Source organism: Caballeronia sp. AZ1_KS37, assembly GCF_023631165.1.
In the GTDB taxonomy this organism is placed as follows: Bacteria; Pseudomonadota; Gammaproteobacteria; order Burkholderiales; family Burkholderiaceae; genus Caballeronia; species Caballeronia zhejiangensis.
On sequence record NZ_JALQDP010000030.1, the window covers coordinates 350,622 to 367,250 of the forward strand.

The following is a 16,629-nucleotide window of genomic DNA, read 5'->3' on the forward strand; positions in this document are numbered from 1 at the left end:
ACAATCAACGCGCGCCAGACGCGCGCCGCCTATCGCGGCAAGCCTTGCGCGCGGACAAGCATGCTTTACGCATCGGCGGGTCTGCGACCGCGCGCCACTTGCGGGCGGGTCCGCGCCTTGCTGAACGAAGAGAACGTGCAGAACAAAGGGAGGAAGCAGATGAGACCCACAATCGGCACACTCGGGCGCATGACGGGGATTCTGCTCGGCGGCACATTGGCCGTCGTGGCGAGCGCGCAGCAGGCGCCGCAAAAACCGAACAAGCTCGATTACGACAGTACGCCCGCGTATCAGGAGAAAAACGTGACGCCGCCCGCTGCGGCCGCCGCGAATGCCAGCGATGCGCTGAAGACGCGGCCGGGCAAGACGTCATCGGGCAAGGGCGCAGCGCCCGACCGGCCGAACGGACTCGGCTTCGACTCGGGCGCGAGCGGCATGAGCAAGAAGCAGTAGATCACGCGTCGGCCGGCTTGTCCGGCCACGGCCACGTCGAATAGCGCGACGGCTTTTCCGCTTCCGCTGCCGGCGTGGCTTCGTGCGCAGGCGCCGCGCTCGTTGCGACTTCGGGGAGATCCTCGCCGAACCACGGCACTTCCTTGCGCCGCTCTTCCATGTAGGCGTTCCAGCCCTTCGCGTTGTCCGCGAAAAGATCGTGCTTCACGGTGTTCGCCAGCATCGGGCGATTCAGCGTTTCATCGAGCAGCGCTTTCGGCCAAACGAAAAACGCACCCGATGCACGGCGGATGAAATCGCGCGGCGGCATGGTCGCGTCGACGAAGCCGAGCAGCGTGAAGCCCGCGAGCGCGTCGTTGCCCTTCACCGCTTCGCCGATGCTCGCGTATTCGTCGGCGCATTGGCTCAGGCAAAACACGGACTCCAGCACGTCGCCGAGATGCAGCAGCAGTGCGCGTCGTTCGTAGGGATCTTGCGTGGCGGTCTCTTGTTTCGTCATTCGCTGTTCCGATATGTCGAGGGTGGATTCTGCGGCGCGCGCACTGTCGCACGGGCCGCGTTCATCTCGAATTTTAGCGAACCCGGCGTCACGCGTCGGCGCGCCAGCGCCCCGATCACTTCACAAAGCGCGTGCGAAAGCTCAGTCGATAATCATTCGGCGATACACCGAGCCGCCGCGTGAACACGAGCCGCATGCGGTCCGCCGTGCCGAAGCCGCAGTCGTAGGCGACGGTTTTCAGCGGCGTGTCGCTGCTTTCGAGCATATTGCGCGCCGCGTCGACGCGCGCCCGTTCGACGAACTCGTGCGGCGTCAACTGCGCGAGTTGCACGAAGGCGCGCGCGAAGTTGCGCTCGCTCATGCCCGCGACGCTCGCCATGCGCGCGACGGACAGCCGCTCGCCGATGTGCTCCATGACGTACGCCTGCACTTTCGCGACCGGCGACGTGTCGTCGGCGGGGGCGCTCAGATACGGGCTGAACTGCGATTGTCCGCCGCGCCGCTGCGCGAATACGACGAGCCGTTTCGCGACCGCGAGCGCGACTTGCGCGCCGTGATCTTCGGCGACGAGCGCGAGCGCGACATCGATGCCCGCCGTCACGCCCGCCGACGTGACGAGATTGCCGTCGCGCATATAAATGCGATCGAGTTCGACGCGTGCGCGCGGAAAACGCTCCGCGAGCCGCGGCGCATTCTGCCAGTGCGTGGTGACATTGCGGCCGTCGAGCAGGCCCGCGTGACCGAGCGCGAATGCGCCGGTGCAGATCGAGCCGTAACGCTCGCAGCGCGATGCGGTATCGACGAGCCAGGTGCAGAGGCGCCGATCGGGTTCATCGACGGGAAGGCTCGGACCGCCCGCGACGAGCGCCGTGCCGTAATGGCGATCGGCTTTGTCGAACGGCAGATCCGCGACGAGCCGCGTGCCGTTCGACGCGCGCACGATGCGCTCCTCCGGTCCGACAAGCGTGATCTCATACGCGTCCGAGGCAGCGATGAAGCCGTTCGCTTCCGCGAAGACATCGACGGGACCGGCCACATCGAGCGCCTGCACGCCCTGAAAGATTGCGATTGCAACTGTCGGCATCGGAGAGAAAGTCGGTGATGAGCGCGCGTGGCGGAAGACGGCGTGCGCCTGGCAGAGTTCGACGCGTCGTTTCGATTGAGACGCGAGCGCCTTTTGAAGAGACTGAAGGCATCGGACGCGCTGCGCGATTTTAGCAACGCACGACGCTTCGCGTCTTTCATCGACTCACATTCCGGAGCTTCAAACATGAGCGAAATCATCGCAGGCATCAGCATTCCCGACAGCCAGATGGCGCGCGAAGCCACGCAACTCGTACGCGATACGGAACCCGACCTGCTCTATCATCACTCGCGCCGCGTGTTCCTGTTCGGCGCGCTCGCGGGCGAACGCAAGCGGCTGAAATACGATCCCGAACTGCTTTATATCGGCGCGATGTTCCACGACATGGGCCTCACCGATGCATACAGCAGCCCGCACGACCGCTTCGAAGTCGATGGCGCGAACGCGGCGCGCGATTTCCTGCGCGGGCATGGCATCGGCGAAAGCGAGATCGAGCAGGTGTGGGATGCGATCGCGCTGCACACGACGCCCGGCATTCCGCAGCACAAGAAATCGGTGGTCGCGCTCGTCACGGCGGGCGTCGAGATGGATGTGCTCGGTCTCGCCTACGACGAGTTCAGCGCCGATCAACGCCGGCTCGTCGTCGCGGCGCATCCGCGCGAGGCGAACTTCAAGGAAGGCATCATCGACGCCTTCGCCAAAGGGACGATCGCCAAGCCGGAATCCACTTTCGGCAACGTCAAGGCCGATGTCCTCGCGCTGAAAGACCCGAACTACAGGCGCCTGAACTTCTGCAGCATCATCCTCGGATCGGCGTGGAACGATCAGCCGCACGATCATGCGACGTGCCGCAATCCTTCGCATCGACACGCGTAGTTCAGCGACAAACGCGATACGGACCCATGTCGACGTGAAAGTGCGTCTTGTGCAAGGCGTTGTAGTCGGGGCCTAATGTGGTATCGAAGGCATGACACGCGCCTTCGTGAACGCGGCGCAGGAACTGGCCGTCGGGCGACGCGGCATCGTCCCAACGAGCGAGCGTGATGCGGCGTCCGTCATCGAGCACGGAGCCGGTCAGATCGATGGCGTTCGCGCTCGCGTGCTGGCTCAGCGCCGCGTCCTGCTGATGATTCACATTGCGGCAAGCATAACTTCCGACATGCTCGATGCGCGCGATGCGCTCGCCATACGTATCGAGCGCGGCCGCCTGAAGATATTGATGCTCGAAGTAGGCGATGCCGAGCGCGAGCGGACACGTCGCGAGAAACGGCGCGCTGAAGCGCACGTCTTGCGATTGCGTGACGCGTACGACGCTTTGGAGCGCGCATCCGCCCGGTCCGGTCGCATCGGCCATCTCGCGATAGACGAGACCCGAGCGTGCGAGCGCGGCATCGCAGCGTTGCGCGTCGTGCATCGTGCGCCATAATTTGAAGCGCGTGAGCGGACCTTGCGGCGCGCGCACGTCGAGCGGTGCGAACGGATCGTAACGCTCGGGCAGCACGATGCGTTTCGAATAGACCGCGTAGCCGAACATCGCCGCGCCGGCAAGCCACGCGAGCAACAGCCATCCGACGATGCGTGCGATCACGCGTGATCGGCCGTGTGCGCCGCGCTCACGCGCTCGGCGAGCTTGGCGTCGTAGCTCGAATGTACATGCACGCGCTTTTTCTCGGGATACGCGTACGAATACGCCTTGCGCAACGCGAGCGACGCTTCGTGAAAGCCCGACAGAATGAGCTTCTGCTTGTTCGGATAGTTGGCGATATCGCCGACTGCGAAAATGCCCGGCCGCGACGATTCATAGTTGGACGTATCCACTTCGATGCGGCCGCCGCGCACGTCGAGATTCCATGTCGCGATCGGCCCGAGCTCCGACACGAGACCGTAGAGCGCGACGATCTTGTCGACGGCCAGATCGGTCGAGCCTTCCACCTGCTTGATGCGTGCGCCGCGCAGCACGCCATCGGGCGCATCGAGCGATTCGATCATGCCGACGACGAACGACATCTCACCGGCTTCGACCGCGCGCTTCATCGTCGCGACGGAATTCGCGGCTGCTGAAAACCCGTTGCGCCGATGCACGAGCGTGAGCTTCCTGGCAATGTCCTTCAATGCGAGCGCCCAGTCGAGCGCCGAGTCGCCGCCGCCCGCGACGATGATCTCCTTGTCCGCGAAATCGGCCGCGCGCGAGACGCTGTAATGCACGTCGCGGCCTTCGAGCGCGGCGGCTTCGGGCAACTGCAGACGCTGCGGAACGAACGCGCCGTTGCCCGCGGCGATGAGGATCGCGGCGCAATCGAAAGTCATGCCGTTTTCCGTAGTCACGGTCCAGCGATGATCGTCATCGCGCTGCGTGACGGATTGCACGCGTTGATCGAGGTGGATCGGCACGTCGAAGGGACGAATCTGTTCCAGCAGGCGATCGACGAGTTCGCGCGCGGTGCATGAGGGAATCGCGGGGATATCGTAGATCGGCTTGTCGGGGTAGAGCTCGATGCACTGTCCGCCGATGCGGCCGAGCGTATCGACGATCTGGCACGAGAGGCCGATGACGCCCGCCTCGAAGGCCGCGAATAGCCCGACCGGGCCCGCGCCTATGATCAACACGTCGGTTTTTATCGCTTCGCTTTGAGGTTCCATTTCGGGGTTCTTTCCTTGGCCTGCTGAGTTTTTCAGCATTCTTCGGGCCACGATACAGAAAGCGTTCTCTCGCGGCAACGAAACCCCTTGCGGCTTAGCGGCGATTGCTTTCAGGCGTCAGGCGCGGGCATCGAAGGCTTCGTCGAAAGAAACGGTTCCGGCGGGGACTTTTTCGCTGAAAGCTAACGCCTGGAAGTATTCGGCGGGCACGCCGGGGAGCGTGAGCGCGGATTCGGGTCGGAAGCCGAAGCGTCCGTAATAACCTGGATCGCCGAGCACGACGCAGCCCGCGGCGCCATCGCGCTTCAGGTGCGCGAGCGCTTCCTTCACGAGTTCGCCGCCGATGCCTTCGCGTTGACGCGCGGGCGTCACGGAAAGCGGACCGAGGCCGAACCAGCCGCTCGCGGTTGCGCTGATGCTGATGGGCGAGATCGCGATATGCCCAATGATGTCGCCGTTTTCCACCGCAACGAGGGATAGCGTGAGGCGGCCCGTTTTTCGCAATGCGTTGACGATGAACTGCTCGGTGTGGCTCGAATAGGGCATATCGAGAAATGCGGCAGTGGTCAGTATTTCGATCGCGTCGATGTCGCTGAGTTGCTCGTGGCGGATTGATGTGGATGCCTTCATAGGGTGCTCTGTCTTGCGGTGGTGAGGCGTGCATTCTAGCTCTGGGCTATGTCGCCGGATCCCGTTTTCGTGTCGGTCTGTTGGCGTTGCCCCTGTGCGGGCGGCACTCACTTTCTTTGCCGCTGCAAAGAAAGTAAGCAAAGAAAGCAGCTTTTCAGGCCCGCGGTCACACGCAATTTGGGTAGTTCTCTCATCGCAGATGGCACTCGCCTAAAGAGTGCCCTCATAGGCCCAATCCAGCTTGGATCGCGCACGGTCTGCCGCCCGAATGCGTTGAGCGCGCCGGTTCAGCACGAAAAAGCATCGGCACAGCGCTACGCGCTGCCGCCGGGCATTCAAGGGAAACCATCGGTTTGCGCACGCAGTGCGATAGCGATGTCACTAGCGAAGCACACGCATCCCCGATTGCCAAATCGCGCATGACCGCGGGCCTATCAGTAGCTGCTTTCTTTAGTTTTAGTTACTGCAGCCCCGCACAGGGGCAGTGCCAATAGACCGACGCGTAATCGGATTTGATAGAAGCCGAAGGCAAACCAAACATCACTTCGCATTCGCCCCCGAATTCAACTCCCGCGCGTAATACATGGCAGCAGCATCGATCTCCTCGGGCGTCATGTTGCGCGCGACATTGCGCATGACCCCATCGATATCGTTGGCCCGCGTCCCATTGGCAAACGCCAGCAACTGCGATTTGGTGTAAGCCGCCGGCAGGCCATCGAGCCACGGACTCCCCGCCTTCGTATCGATGCCCCCATGACACACCGCGCAAGGAGCGATATTTCTCATCGGCGCACCGTGCGCGACGATCGGCGGCGCAAGCGCACTGCTCACCTTGCGCTGCGCCGGCGGCCGCGGCAAGTTCGCGTAATACGCAGCGAGATCGCGCATGTCCTGATCCGAAAGATTCATCGCCATCGGCGACATCACCGCGTTGTTCCGCGCGCCCTTCTGAAAATCGATCAACTGCTTGTAAATCACCGACGCATATTGCCCCGCCAGATTCGGCGAGTTGGCCTCGCTCATGCCACGCTCGCCGTGACACATCGTGCAGCGTAGAGCCAGCGTCGCGCCACGTCCGATCGAATTCGCGCTCACCTTGTCGAGCAGTTGAGGCGTCATCTCGACGCTCGTCAGCTTCTCTTTCGGCTCGACCGCCGCGCCGCCCGCATACCACTCGCGCGGCACGCCCGCCGCGCTGCAGATCGCATTCCAGATGCCGGCGAACTGCGCATCGCGCTGCACCGAAGGCAGCCACACGAACCCTATCAGCGCCGATGCCACCGCGACCGCGATCGTCCCCAACACGCTGACCGTGAACCAGCGATTGCGAAATGTGAAGAGGCGTTCGTCGCTCATCGCTGCGCTCCGATCGGCACCGCAGGCACCGCCGTGTCCGAACGCGCCAGCAACTGCGCAATCGGATAGCCGTAGTTGACGAGCGTAAGCCCGATCATCAGCACGAGCCACAGCGCAAAGCTGTTCAACGCCACCGGAAGCGTGCGCGGCTCATGCACCGCGCGGCTGAAGCGGAACGCCTCGGGCTGCACCAGCGGCGCGCGATGTCCCCTTATGAGCACGATGAAAAACAGCACCGCCGACACAACCAGAATCAGCCCGCCGACAACCGATATCACGACGGACAGCGCCTGCGCCGCAAGCGCCGGATCGTTGTAGTCGTAGAACGCCATGCGTCGCGGCATGCCAAGAATGCCGACGAAATGCCACGGAAAAGTCAGCACGATCATGCCGATGAACCACAGCCACAATTGCCAGCGCATCAGCTTCACGCTCTGCAATGCGCGGCCCGTCAGATGCGGCCACAGATCGTAGGCGATCACGAAGTACATGATGACGATCGCGCCGCCGAAGATCAGATGGAAATGCCCCGTCACCCATTGCGTGTTGTGCACGGTCGAATCGAGCTGATAGCTCATGTTGATGAGCCCGCCCGCGCCGCCGAAACCGAGCATCACGAACGAGAACGCGAGCGCAAGCATCATCGGGTTATCCCACGGCAACGCCTTGATCCAGCCGAGCGGGCCGCGTCCGCCGCGCAGCCGCGCCGCAATCTCCACCGACGCGCAGATCGTGAACACGGTCAGCAACGTCGGCACGGCGACGAGCGTCGTAAAGACCGAATGCATGAACTTGAAGCCCGAGCCGACTTGCGGATCGGCGAACAAGTGATGAATGCCGATGGGCATCGACACGACGAGGAACAGGATGAACGAGATGCGTGCCATCGCATCGCTGTAGAGACGGCCGCCGATCGCGCGCGGAATGATCGTGTAATACGCGATATACGCCGGCATCAGCCAGAAGTAGACGATCGCGTGCAGCGTCCACGAGAAGAACACGCGCGCGAGTCCCGCGTCGATGGTCGTCTTCCAGCCGATCGCGACAGGCAGAATCATGAACAGCACTTCGATGGCCGCGCCCACCGCCGTCCAACCCCAAAGATACGCGCCCGCGACGGTCGCGAACATCGCGAGCGGGATCGGCTTGCCGCGATTCTCGCGCTTCCACGACGCGAGATTCACCGACATCAGCGCCACCCAGACCCACGATCCGACCACGACGAACACGACGCCGACGTAATAGAACACGTTGCCGATCATCGGCGGATAAAAGGTATAGAGCACGGATGCGAGACCCATCGCGACGGGCACAGTGGCCGTCACCGCGCCGATCGCGACGAGCCAGAAGCCGAGCCACGCGAAGCGCAAACCCACGAGCGGGCGCTTCAACGCAAGCTCGCTGACTGCATAGCCGAAGCCCATCGCGATGAGCGTCGGGAACGCGTAGCCCATCACCGTGCCGTGCTCCGTCACCGAGCGATAGTAAAGCTCCGGATTCTGCAGCCACGGATGCAGCGGACTGCGCACGAGCATCTGCCATGCGCCGAGCAGCAGCGCGACACCGAAGGCGATGAACGCCAGCCAGAAATGCGCGAGGACGAGGCGCTTGCTATTGAACACAGGACACTCTCCGCGAATTGGCCGGCATCTTGTCGGCCATCTGCATGAATTCGGCGCGATCCACCACCTTCACATGCGCCCACATGTTCTGATGCCCGGTGCCGCAATACTCGTGACAAGGCATCAGATGGTCGCCCGGCTTGTCGAAGGTCGTCTTGAAGGTCGAGACATAGCCCGGCTCCAGCATCGAATTGATGTTCGTGTCGGTGATCAGAAAGCCGTGCACGACATCCGAACTCGTCGCGCGGAACGTGACCGGCACGCCCGCCGGCACGACAAGACATTGCGGCGTGAACGAATACTGCTGCGCGACGATACGCACCGTCACGGAGCCGTCCGCCTCGGGCGCGCTGCCGAGATTGCTTTCGATGAATTCGCCCGATACGTGCAGCGTTTCCGGGCGGACCGTCTCGACGCGCGAGGGCGGCATCATCGCCCAGTGCACGCCGGTGTAGACGACCATGCCGACCAGCACGACGACGATCGCGAGCACGAGAATCGCCCAGCGCCGTTCGACCCGTTCGGCGACATCGTGCGAGCTTGGATGGATGGCCATATGCGACGCCTTAATGAATCACTGGATCACGCCGCGCGGCAGGAACACGGCGAAGTAAAAGATGAACCAGATGCCGATCACGATCGCGGTCGAAATGCCCGCGAGCGCGATCGCGCCCGACGGGCCGCGCTTCACGATCTCGTCGAGTTGCGCGTCTTCCTTCGCGAGTTCATTCGGGTCTTCGGTCATGGTGTCGTCGATGCTCAATAAAGTGGCGCCGAACGCAGCTCGTTCACTTCCTTCACGGAAACCGGCGTGCCGTGGTTGCCCCACGCGGTGCGGATATACGTGACGACCGCCGCGACCTCGACATCCGAGAGCGACTGCGCGAACGGCGGCATGCCGTAAGGCTTCGGGTTCTTGAACGTGCCCGGCGGATAGCCGCCGTTCAGCACCATGCGGATCGGATTCACCGACGAGTTCATCACGATCGATTGATTGTTCGCGAGCGGCGGGAAATCGGGCGGCTTGCCCTGGCCTTGCGTCGCGTGACATTCGGCGCAGTGCTGGTCGTAGACCTTCTTGCCGAGCGGCGCGAGATCCGAGCGCGCCTCGACGGCCGCCTGGCTCGGCGGCGCGGGCTTGTCGCCGGAACGCGCGGGCAGCGCCTTCAGATAGACGGCCATCGCGCGCACGTCTTCCTCGCTCAGATATTGCAGACTGTCGTAGACAACTTCGGCCATCGGTCCATACACCGCACCGCGATTCGACACGCCCGCATGCAGCAGGCCGACGATGTCCTCCATGCTCCAGTCGCCGAGACCCGCTTCCTTGTTCGACGTGAGCGACGGCGCGTACCAGTTCTGGATCGGGATCAGCCCGCCTTCGAACGCCTTCGACTTCACATTGCCGCCGAGCGCGTTGATCGCGGTGTGGCACATCGAGCAATGACCGAGCCCTTCGACGAGATACGCGCCGCGGTTCCATTCCGCCGATTGCGTCGCGTCCGGCTGATACTCGCCCTCGCGAAAGAAGAGCGAACGCCAGCCGTACAGCAGCTCGCGTCGGTTGAACGGAAAACGCAATTCGTGCGGCCGGTTGGGCTGATGCACCGGCGGCGTGGACATCAGGAATGCGTAGATTGCGTCGGAGTCGGCGCGCGTGACTTTTGTATAGGACGTATAGGGCATCGCGGGATAAAGCAGCGAGCCGTCGCGTGACTTGCCCGAGTGCATCATCGTGTAGAACTCGCCGGCGCTCCAGCTGCCGATGCCCGTCTCCTTGTCCGACGAGATGTTGGGCGTGAAGAGCGTGCCGAAGGGCGTGTCCATCGGACGGCCGCCGCCGAACGTCTTGCCCGCCGGCAGCGTATGGCACGCGATGCAATCGCCCGCGCGCGCGAGATATTCGCCGCGCTTGACGGTCGCGGCGTCGGCGCTCTGCGCGATGGCATGTTCGATCGGCGCGGCGCACGCCGCCATGAAGACCGCGACGGTCAGCGCTCGGAATGGGCGAAAACGGAGCACGTCGGGTCCTCGTTAGTTGTGGACGCTGCCGCACGCGAGCGGCATCTTGAGCGAACCGGCGGCGACCGGCACCGGATCGGCCGGCGCGGGCAGCGTCGCGAGGTAGGCTGCGATCGCGGTGATGTCGCGGTCGGAGAGCAGTTTCGCGACCTGCCCCATGCAATCCGGCGCGACCGTCGAGCGCGTGCCGTATCGCCATGCGCCGAGTTGCGCGCTGATGTAGTCGGCATGCAGGCCGAGCAGACCGGGAATCGCCGGCTCCATGCCGGTCATCGACGCGCCGTGGCAGCTCACGCAGGCGGGCACGTTGCGCGTAGCGTTGCCCTTCGTGACGAGCGTCTTGCCGAGCTCTAGCGTCTTCGAATCGACGGTGACGGGCGACGGCGGCGGAAACGGCGGATGTTCGCTCGCGAAGTATTCCGCGATCTGCTTCAAATACGCGTCGGGAAGATACGCGAGCAGGTAATTCATCGGCGGATACTTGCGCCGGCCGTCGCGAAAAGCGAGCAGTTGGTTGTACAGATAGCCGGCGGGCTTGCCGGACAGACGAGGGAAGTAGTCGTTGTCGGTGCCCTGGCCCTGCGAGCCGTGGCATGTGGCGCATCCCATCACGCGGGCCTGCATCGTGTCGGGCGCGCGCTCCAGCGGCGCGTTGTCGGCCGCGAACGCTCCGATGCTGAAAAACGCGAAGAGCGCGGACCAAAAGAATGTGCCGAGCTTTGCCACGTTTCGCACGTAACCCCCGTTGTCGATTTGCCGTGTTCGATGTGCCGGGCGCGTGCTGCTCGTCCGGCTCGGTTCTTCAAGGCGCTGCAATGTTCTTGCTGCAGATGGGTTGCGCTAGGCTTTTCTGATCTTAGAAGAGATCGCCCGTTTTTCCCAACTCAGAGATTGTCTCAATCTGTCACATCGATGCGCGTGACAAATCCAAGTGTTTTTTGCGTTCGAACAATGAACCGCATCTTTTTGAGACGAGCAACGACGTCGACCCGATCTGCTAAGGACTGTAGATAGTCGCTTTGCGCGGCCATGTCCATCATTTCGAGATGAACGAGGTGTTGCTCATTTGAGCCCGAGGCGCTTGGCGAGGCGATTGAGATTCGCGCGATCCAGACCGAGCTCGCGCGCCGCCGACGCCCAGTTCTGGTTGTGACGCTTCAACGCGTCGAGGATGAGCGTGCGCTCGTAGGCCGTCACGGCGTCGCGGAAGTCGGCGCCCGGCGCGGGCAGCGGCGCGGCTTCGACGCGCGTCGCGGCATCGGCGGCCAGTGCGGTGTCGCCGGCGAGCGTGAGGTCGGCGGCGGTGAGCGTGAGGATGCGCGGACGTTCGCGATGCGCCGCGAGCGCCTTCAATGCGCTGCGTCCGATCAGATGCTCCAGTTCGCGCACGTTGCCGGGCCAGCGATACGCGAGCAGCGCGGCTTGCGCATCGGCGGAAAGACGCAGGCTCAGGAGGCCGAGGCGCGAGCGGTTCTCTTCGAGAAAGTAGCCGGCGAGCAGCAAGACGTCGCGTCCGCGTTCGCGCAACGGCGGCACGACGAGCGGATACACCGACAGCCGATGATAGAAGTCCGCGCGAAAGCGCCCTTCACGCACTTCCTCGGCGAGATCGCGATTGGTGGCGGCAATGAGCCGCACGTCGACCTTGTGCTCGCTGTCCGAGCCGATCCGCTGCAACTGGCCGTTCTGAAGCACGCGCAGCAGCTTGGCCTGCACGGGCAGCGGCAGCTCGCCGACTTCATCGAGAAAGAGCGTGCCGCCATCGGCGAGTTCGAACTTCCCGCGCCGGTCCGACGACGCGCCCGAAAACGCACCGCGCACGTGCCCGAAGAGCTCGCTTTCGACGAGCGTATCGGGCAGCGCCGCGCAATTCAGGCTGACGAGCGGTTTGTCGGCGCGCGGCGAAAGCGCGTGAATCTCGCTCGCGACGAGCTCCTTGCCGACGCCCGTCTCGCCGGTGATGAGCACGGTCAGATCGCTCGACGCGACGATCGCAATCTCTTCCTGCAAGCGGTTATGCGGCTCGCTGCTGCCGATCATTTCGCGCCTTCGCGGCCCGCTCGCCTGCCGATACACCTCCGCACGCTGACGCTCGGCCTCGCTCGATTTCGCGAGCGCATCGATGCGCTCGGCGACGCTCACGGTCGCCGCCGCGAGACTCAAGAACGCCTGCAGCGAAGCCATGTCGATGCCGTCGAAGCGCGCGGGATCGAGCGCGTCGAGCGTCAGCAAGCCCCACGCGCGCCCGTTGATGACGAGCGGGCAGCCGAGACAATCGTGCACCTCCAGATCGCCGCTCACGCCCTTGACCAGTCCGTCGTAGGGATCGGGCAAGTCCGAGCCGGCGGCGAAGCGCGTCGGTTCAGCGCGCGCGAGAATGCGTGCGAATCGCGGATGCTCGCTCACGCGAAAGCGCCGGCCGAGCGTATCGCCCGAAAGACCGTCGATGGCGAGCGGCACGAGCGTATCGCCGTCGAGCCGCAACAGCGCGGACGCATCGCTCGGAAACAGCGCGCGCGATGTGTGCAGCAAACGGCGGTAGCGCTCGGTGTCGGGCATCTCGCTCGACAGGTCCTCGATAAGCGGAACGAGCGCATCGAGCAGCACGCGTGAAGTCATTGCGACTACGTCAGCAGTCCTTTTGACTAGAGTCGAATCGACCATGTTTGATAATAAACGATTGATTTATCGACGATTCTACTCTGGCACGGATCGTGTATAGATTCTGCCGAACATTCAGACGCGAAAGCGCCCCGCTTTCGCCTTTATCACACGAGGAAACGAACAATGCTGTCAGCAGAACACCGTGCCATCGTCAAAGCGACCGTTCCCCTTCTGGAAAGCGGCGGCGAAGCCCTCACCACGCACTTCTATAACAAGATGCTCAGCGAGTATCCCGAGGTCCGCCCGATGTTCAACCAGGCGCACCAGGCAAGCGGCGCGCAACCACGCGCGCTCGCCAACGGCGTGCTGATGTACGCACGGCACATCGACGAACTCGAGAAGCTCGGCGGGCTCGTCGGCCAGATCATCAACAAGCACGTCGCGCTGGACATCCAGCCGGAACATTATCCGATCGTCGGACGCTGCCTGCTCGCGTCGATCCGTGAGGTGCTCGGCGCGGAAATCGCCACCGACGCCGTCATCGAGGCGTGGGCCGCGGCCTATGGGCAACTTGCGGATCTGCTGATCGGACTCGAGGAAGGCATCTACAGCGAGCGCGAAAACGCGCCGGGCGGCTGGCGCGGCACGCGGCGTTTCGTCGTCGCGCGCAAGGAGAAGGAAAGCGACGAGATCACGTCCTTCTATCTCGTCCCGGAAGACGGCGGCGCGCTGCTCGACTTCCATCCGGGTCAGTACATCGGCTTGCGCCTGTTCATCGACGGCGAGGAACTGCGCCGCAACTACTCGCTCTCGGCCGCACCGAACGGCCGCGAATATCGCATCAGCGTGAAGCGTGAGGCGAATGGCAAGGTGTCGAATTTCCTGCATGAACACGTCGGCGAAAACAGCGTGCTCGATCTCTATCCGCCCGCAGGCGACTTCAAGCTCGAACACAACGACAAGCCGCTCGTGCTCATCAGCGGCGGGGTCGGCATCACGCCGACGCTCGCCATGCTGCAAGCCGCGCTCAAAACGCAACGCCCGGTGCACTTCATCCACTCGGCGCGGCACGGCGGCGTGCACGCGTTCCGTGCGGCGATCGAGGAACTGGCGGCGCGCCATCCGCAACTGAAGCGCTTCTACTGCTACGAGCACAAGCGCGATGGCGATCTCGAAGCGCACGGCATCGGCTTTGTCGACGAAACGCTGCTCGATACGTGGCTGCCGAAGAACCGCGATGTCGATGCCTACTTCCTCGGGCCGAAGGCGTTCATGAAGGCGGTGAAGAGGCATCTGAAGGCGCTCGGCGTGCCCGAAGCGCAGAGCCGCTACGAGTTCTTCGGCCCGGCCGCCGCGCTCGACTGATTCCGTGCCCGGTGCGGCCCTGTCGACCCGCGGCGCATTTGGCCGTGGGTTTTTTTGCGCGTTCCAGCCTTTGCAAGTGGTTACCTCGATTTTGTAGAAACTGGACATTTCAAAAGGCCAGCCAGACGCCTAATCTGCTCTTGCCGCGCCGATCTGGCGCACTTTCAGAACCCAGGCAAGGAGGATACGCAAATGGAACCCCGTCTCGACTTCTACAAAGCCAATCCCGCAGCAATCAAGGCGCTGGTCGGCGTCGAGGAGCGCATCGCGAAGTCCGCGCTCGAGAAATCGCTGACCGAACTGGTACGGCTACGCGCATCGCAGATCAACGGCTGCGCGTTTTGCGTCGACATGCATACGACCGATGCGCGCAAGGGCGGCGAGACTGATCGGCGGCTGGCGACGGTCGTTGTCTGGCGCGAGACGCCGTTCTTCACCGATCGCGAACGCGCCGCGCTCGAATGGACCGAGGCGTTGACGCTGGTGTCGCAAGACCACGTACCCGATGCCGTGTGGGAAGCCGTGAAGCCCCATTTCAGCGACGATGAAATTGTCGACCTGACGCTGCTCGTTTCCGCGATCAATAGCTGGAACCGTTTCGCGATCGCTTTCCGCAAGCTGCCGGCGTGAGGGCATCGACATGAGAAAGCGCGAAATTCTCGTGCTGGCGGCCGCGCTGACGATCGGTGCAGCGAGCGCCGGCGCGCACGACGCGGCGGGCGCGGAACTCGTCACGCCGATGATCAAGCAGGCCGTGCCGGAAGTGGCCGGCAAGAACGTGCTGATGGCGACCGTCTCGTACAAGCCGGGACAGTCGTCGGAGGCGCACATGCATCCGGGGTCGATCTTCGCTTACGTGCTGGAGGGCCGCGTGACATCGCAGCTCGAAGGCGGAAGCGCGAAGACGTATGGCCCCGGCGAATCGTGGTACGAACCGCCGGGCGCGCATCACATCGTGTCGAAGAATGCGAGCGCGACGAAGCCGGCAAAGCTGCTCGTGTTCGCGATCGTCGGCGATGGCGATCCGGTCAAGCAGCCGATCCCGCATTGAGGACAACATGAAGATCGCAGAACCCGACACCGTTTTCATCGCGACGCCGCAGAAGCGTTCGCCGGAGCATCGGCCGCGTTTCGCGCTGTTCGATCTCGGCTTCCGGCCGTTCTACCTGTGCGGCGCGGCGTTCGGCGCGCTCTCGGTGACGGTGTGGCTACTGGTGCTGTCGGGCGTGCCGCTGTTCGGCGGCTATCTGCTGCGCGCGGATCCGGTCGCTTGGCACGCGCACGAGATGGTGTTCGGGTTCGCGGCGGCGATCGTCGCCGGCTTTCTGCTGACGGCCGTGCGCGCGTGGACCGGACGCGACACGGCCAAGGGCGCGACACTCGCATCGCTCGTGCTGCTGTGGCTCGCCGGGCGCGTGCTCGTGTGGAGCGGCCCGGCGCTGCCGGCGGCGATCGTCGATAGCGCGTTCCTGCCGGTCGCCGCGATTCTGCTGCTGCGGGTGCTCGTCGAGGCGGGCAACCGGCGCAACTACTTCATCGCGGTCGTTGTGTTCGCGTTCGGCGCGCTGAACGCCGCGTTCCACGCGTTCGCGATCGACGCGCGCCCCGATCTCGCGATGCGCGCGGTGTGTGCGTCGGCGGGCATCGTCGTGTTGCTCGTCGGCGTGATCGGCGGACGCGTGATCCCGATGTTCACCGCCAATGCAATGCCCGGTTTCATCGCACGGCGCTGGCGCTTCGTCGAGTTGATGGCCGCGCCGCTCACGATCGCGGCGTTTGTCGCGGACGCCTTCGCGCTCGATGGCGCGATCGTCGCGCCGATCGCCTTGCTGGCCTGCGGCGTGCATCTCGCGCGGATGATCGGCTGGCGCTCGTACGCGGTGCGCGGCCGGCCGATTCTCGCGATCCTGCATCTCGCTTATGCGTGGCTGCCGCTCGGCTTCGCACTGCTCGCGCTGTCGGCGCTCGGATGGACACGCGTGCCGCACAGTCTCGCGATGCATGCGTTCGCGGCTGGCGCGATCGGCGGCGCGATCATCGCGATGATCACGCGCACCGCGCGCGGGCATACCGGACGGCCGCTCGTCGCGGACACGCGCGATGTCGCGTGCTACGCGCTCGTGATGTCAGCGGGCGCACTGCGCGTGCTCGGGCCGCTCGTCGCGCCTTCGTGGCATTCGACGTGGGTCTTTGCGGCTGGGTCGTGCTGGGTTCTTGCGTTCGGGCTCTACGTCGCCGCTTATGCCGCGCCGCTCTTCAAGCCGCGTGCGGATGGCAAGCCAGGTTGAGACGGCGACGGATTTTGACATCGGGAAGCGAGGGTTCCGCGAGAATCGCGTCCGGCTTTCCCGATT

18 protein-coding genes are annotated in these 16,629 nt (G+C 63.9%); 6 read left to right on the forward strand and 12 right to left on the reverse strand.

The features are described from left to right. Positions 1-159: 159 nt before the first annotated feature. Positions 160-453 carry a hypothetical protein gene (locus NCS00_RS17855; protein ID WP_144403815.1) on the forward strand — a complete coding sequence of 98 codons (294 nt, stop codon included), beginning with the start codon at positions 160-162 and terminating at the stop codon, positions 451-453. 1 nt (position 454) lies between these two features. Here NCS00_RS17855 and NCS00_RS17860 read toward each other — a convergent pair whose 3' ends face one another. Then, positions 455-952, reverse strand: coding sequence for a hypothetical protein (locus NCS00_RS17860; protein WP_008353214.1), 498 nt, complete (start codon positions 950-952; stop codon positions 455-457). 115 nt (positions 953-1,067) lie between these two features. Further along, positions 1,068-2,036 carry a GlxA family transcriptional regulator gene (locus NCS00_RS17865; protein ID WP_250435885.1) on the reverse strand — a complete coding sequence of 323 codons (969 nt, stop codon included), beginning with the start codon at positions 2,034-2,036 and terminating at the stop codon, positions 1,068-1,070. A gap of 186 nt (positions 2,037-2,222) precedes the next feature. On the opposite strand from NCS00_RS17865, the gene NCS00_RS17870 reads away from it, so the two are divergent. Continuing rightward, a complete protein-coding gene (locus tag NCS00_RS17870; RefSeq protein WP_250440646.1) occupies positions 2,223-2,912 on the forward strand; it encodes an HD domain-containing protein in 690 nt (229 codons plus the stop codon). Between the two features lies 1 nt (position 2,913). Here NCS00_RS17870 and NCS00_RS17875 read toward each other — a convergent pair whose 3' ends face one another. The 10 genes from NCS00_RS17875 to norR all read right to left on the reverse strand — a co-directional run bounded on the left by NCS00_RS17875 (position 2,914) and on the right by norR (position 12,970). Continuing rightward, on the reverse strand, positions 2,914-3,624 hold the full coding sequence (locus tag NCS00_RS17875; protein ID WP_250440647.1) for an extensin-like domain-containing protein: 711 nt from the start codon (positions 3,622-3,624) through the stop codon (positions 2,914-2,916). Then, positions 3,621-4,676 (reverse strand): NAD(P)/FAD-dependent oxidoreductase, encoded by a 1,056-nt coding sequence (locus tag NCS00_RS17880; protein WP_175979399.1) that lies wholly within the window; start codon positions 4,674-4,676, stop codon positions 3,621-3,623. The genes NCS00_RS17875 and NCS00_RS17880 overlap by 4 nt, the downstream gene beginning before the upstream one ends. A gap of 117 nt (positions 4,677-4,793) precedes the next feature. Next, positions 4,794-5,306 carry a GNAT family N-acetyltransferase gene (locus NCS00_RS17885; protein WP_250440648.1) on the reverse strand — a complete coding sequence of 171 codons (513 nt, stop codon included), beginning with the start codon at positions 5,304-5,306 and terminating at the stop codon, positions 4,794-4,796. A 540-nt stretch (positions 5,307-5,846) separates the two neighbouring features. Next, the gene (locus NCS00_RS17890; RefSeq protein ID WP_250440649.1) at positions 5,847-6,662 is read right to left on the reverse strand and encodes a c-type cytochrome; all 816 of its coding nucleotides are present in this window, start codon (positions 6,660-6,662) and stop codon (positions 5,847-5,849) included. Continuing rightward, positions 6,659-8,284: a b(o/a)3-type cytochrome-c oxidase subunit 1 gene (locus tag NCS00_RS17895; protein ID WP_008353201.1), complete on the reverse strand. Its 1,626-nt coding sequence runs from the start codon at positions 8,282-8,284 to the stop codon at positions 6,659-6,661. The genes NCS00_RS17890 and NCS00_RS17895 overlap by 4 nt, the downstream gene beginning before the upstream one ends. Continuing rightward, on the reverse strand, positions 8,274-8,840 hold the full coding sequence (locus NCS00_RS17900; RefSeq protein ID WP_175979402.1) for a cupredoxin domain-containing protein: 567 nt from the start codon (positions 8,838-8,840) through the stop codon (positions 8,274-8,276). The genes NCS00_RS17895 and NCS00_RS17900 overlap by 11 nt, the downstream gene beginning before the upstream one ends. Before the next feature lie 18 nt (positions 8,841-8,858). Then, positions 8,859-9,029: a hypothetical protein gene (locus NCS00_RS17905; RefSeq protein ID WP_033537070.1), complete on the reverse strand. Its 171-nt coding sequence runs from the start codon at positions 9,027-9,029 to the stop codon at positions 8,859-8,861. Positions 9,030-9,043: 14 nt separating this feature from the next. Beyond that, positions 9,044-10,261, reverse strand: coding sequence for a c-type cytochrome (locus tag NCS00_RS17910; RefSeq protein ID WP_008353197.1), 1,218 nt, complete (start codon positions 10,259-10,261; stop codon positions 9,044-9,046). A gap of 57 nt (positions 10,262-10,318) precedes the next feature. After that, on the reverse strand, positions 10,319-10,981 hold the full coding sequence (locus NCS00_RS17915) for a c-type cytochrome (protein WP_033537071.1): 663 nt from the start codon (positions 10,979-10,981) through the stop codon (positions 10,319-10,321). A 387-nt stretch (positions 10,982-11,368) separates the two neighbouring features. Continuing rightward, positions 11,369-12,970 (reverse strand): nitric oxide reductase transcriptional regulator NorR, encoded by a 1,602-nt coding sequence (norR, locus tag NCS00_RS17920; protein WP_250440650.1) that lies wholly within the window; start codon positions 12,968-12,970, stop codon positions 11,369-11,371. Positions 12,971-13,093: 123 nt separating this feature from the next. Here norR and hmpA point away from each other — a divergent pair, with 123 nt between their 5' ends. The 4 genes from hmpA (at position 13,094) to NCS00_RS17940 (ending at position 16,563) form a co-directional block, all read left to right on the forward strand. Beyond that, positions 13,094-14,275 carry an NO-inducible flavohemoprotein gene (gene hmpA / locus NCS00_RS17925; protein WP_250440651.1) on the forward strand — a complete coding sequence of 394 codons (1,182 nt, stop codon included), beginning with the start codon at positions 13,094-13,096 and terminating at the stop codon, positions 14,273-14,275. A 192-nt stretch (positions 14,276-14,467) separates the two neighbouring features. Further along, positions 14,468-14,905: a carboxymuconolactone decarboxylase family protein gene (locus tag NCS00_RS17930; protein WP_008353193.1), complete on the forward strand. Its 438-nt coding sequence runs from the start codon at positions 14,468-14,470 to the stop codon at positions 14,903-14,905. Positions 14,906-14,915: 10 nt separating this feature from the next. Next, positions 14,916-15,326: a cupin domain-containing protein gene (locus tag NCS00_RS17935; RefSeq protein ID WP_250440652.1), complete on the forward strand. Its 411-nt coding sequence runs from the start codon at positions 14,916-14,918 to the stop codon at positions 15,324-15,326. 7 nt (positions 15,327-15,333) lie between these two features. Further along, positions 15,334-16,563 (forward strand): NnrS family protein, encoded by a 1,230-nt coding sequence (locus NCS00_RS17940; RefSeq protein WP_008353189.1) that lies wholly within the window; start codon positions 15,334-15,336, stop codon positions 16,561-16,563. The last annotated feature ends 66 nt before the right edge of the window (positions 16,564-16,629 follow it).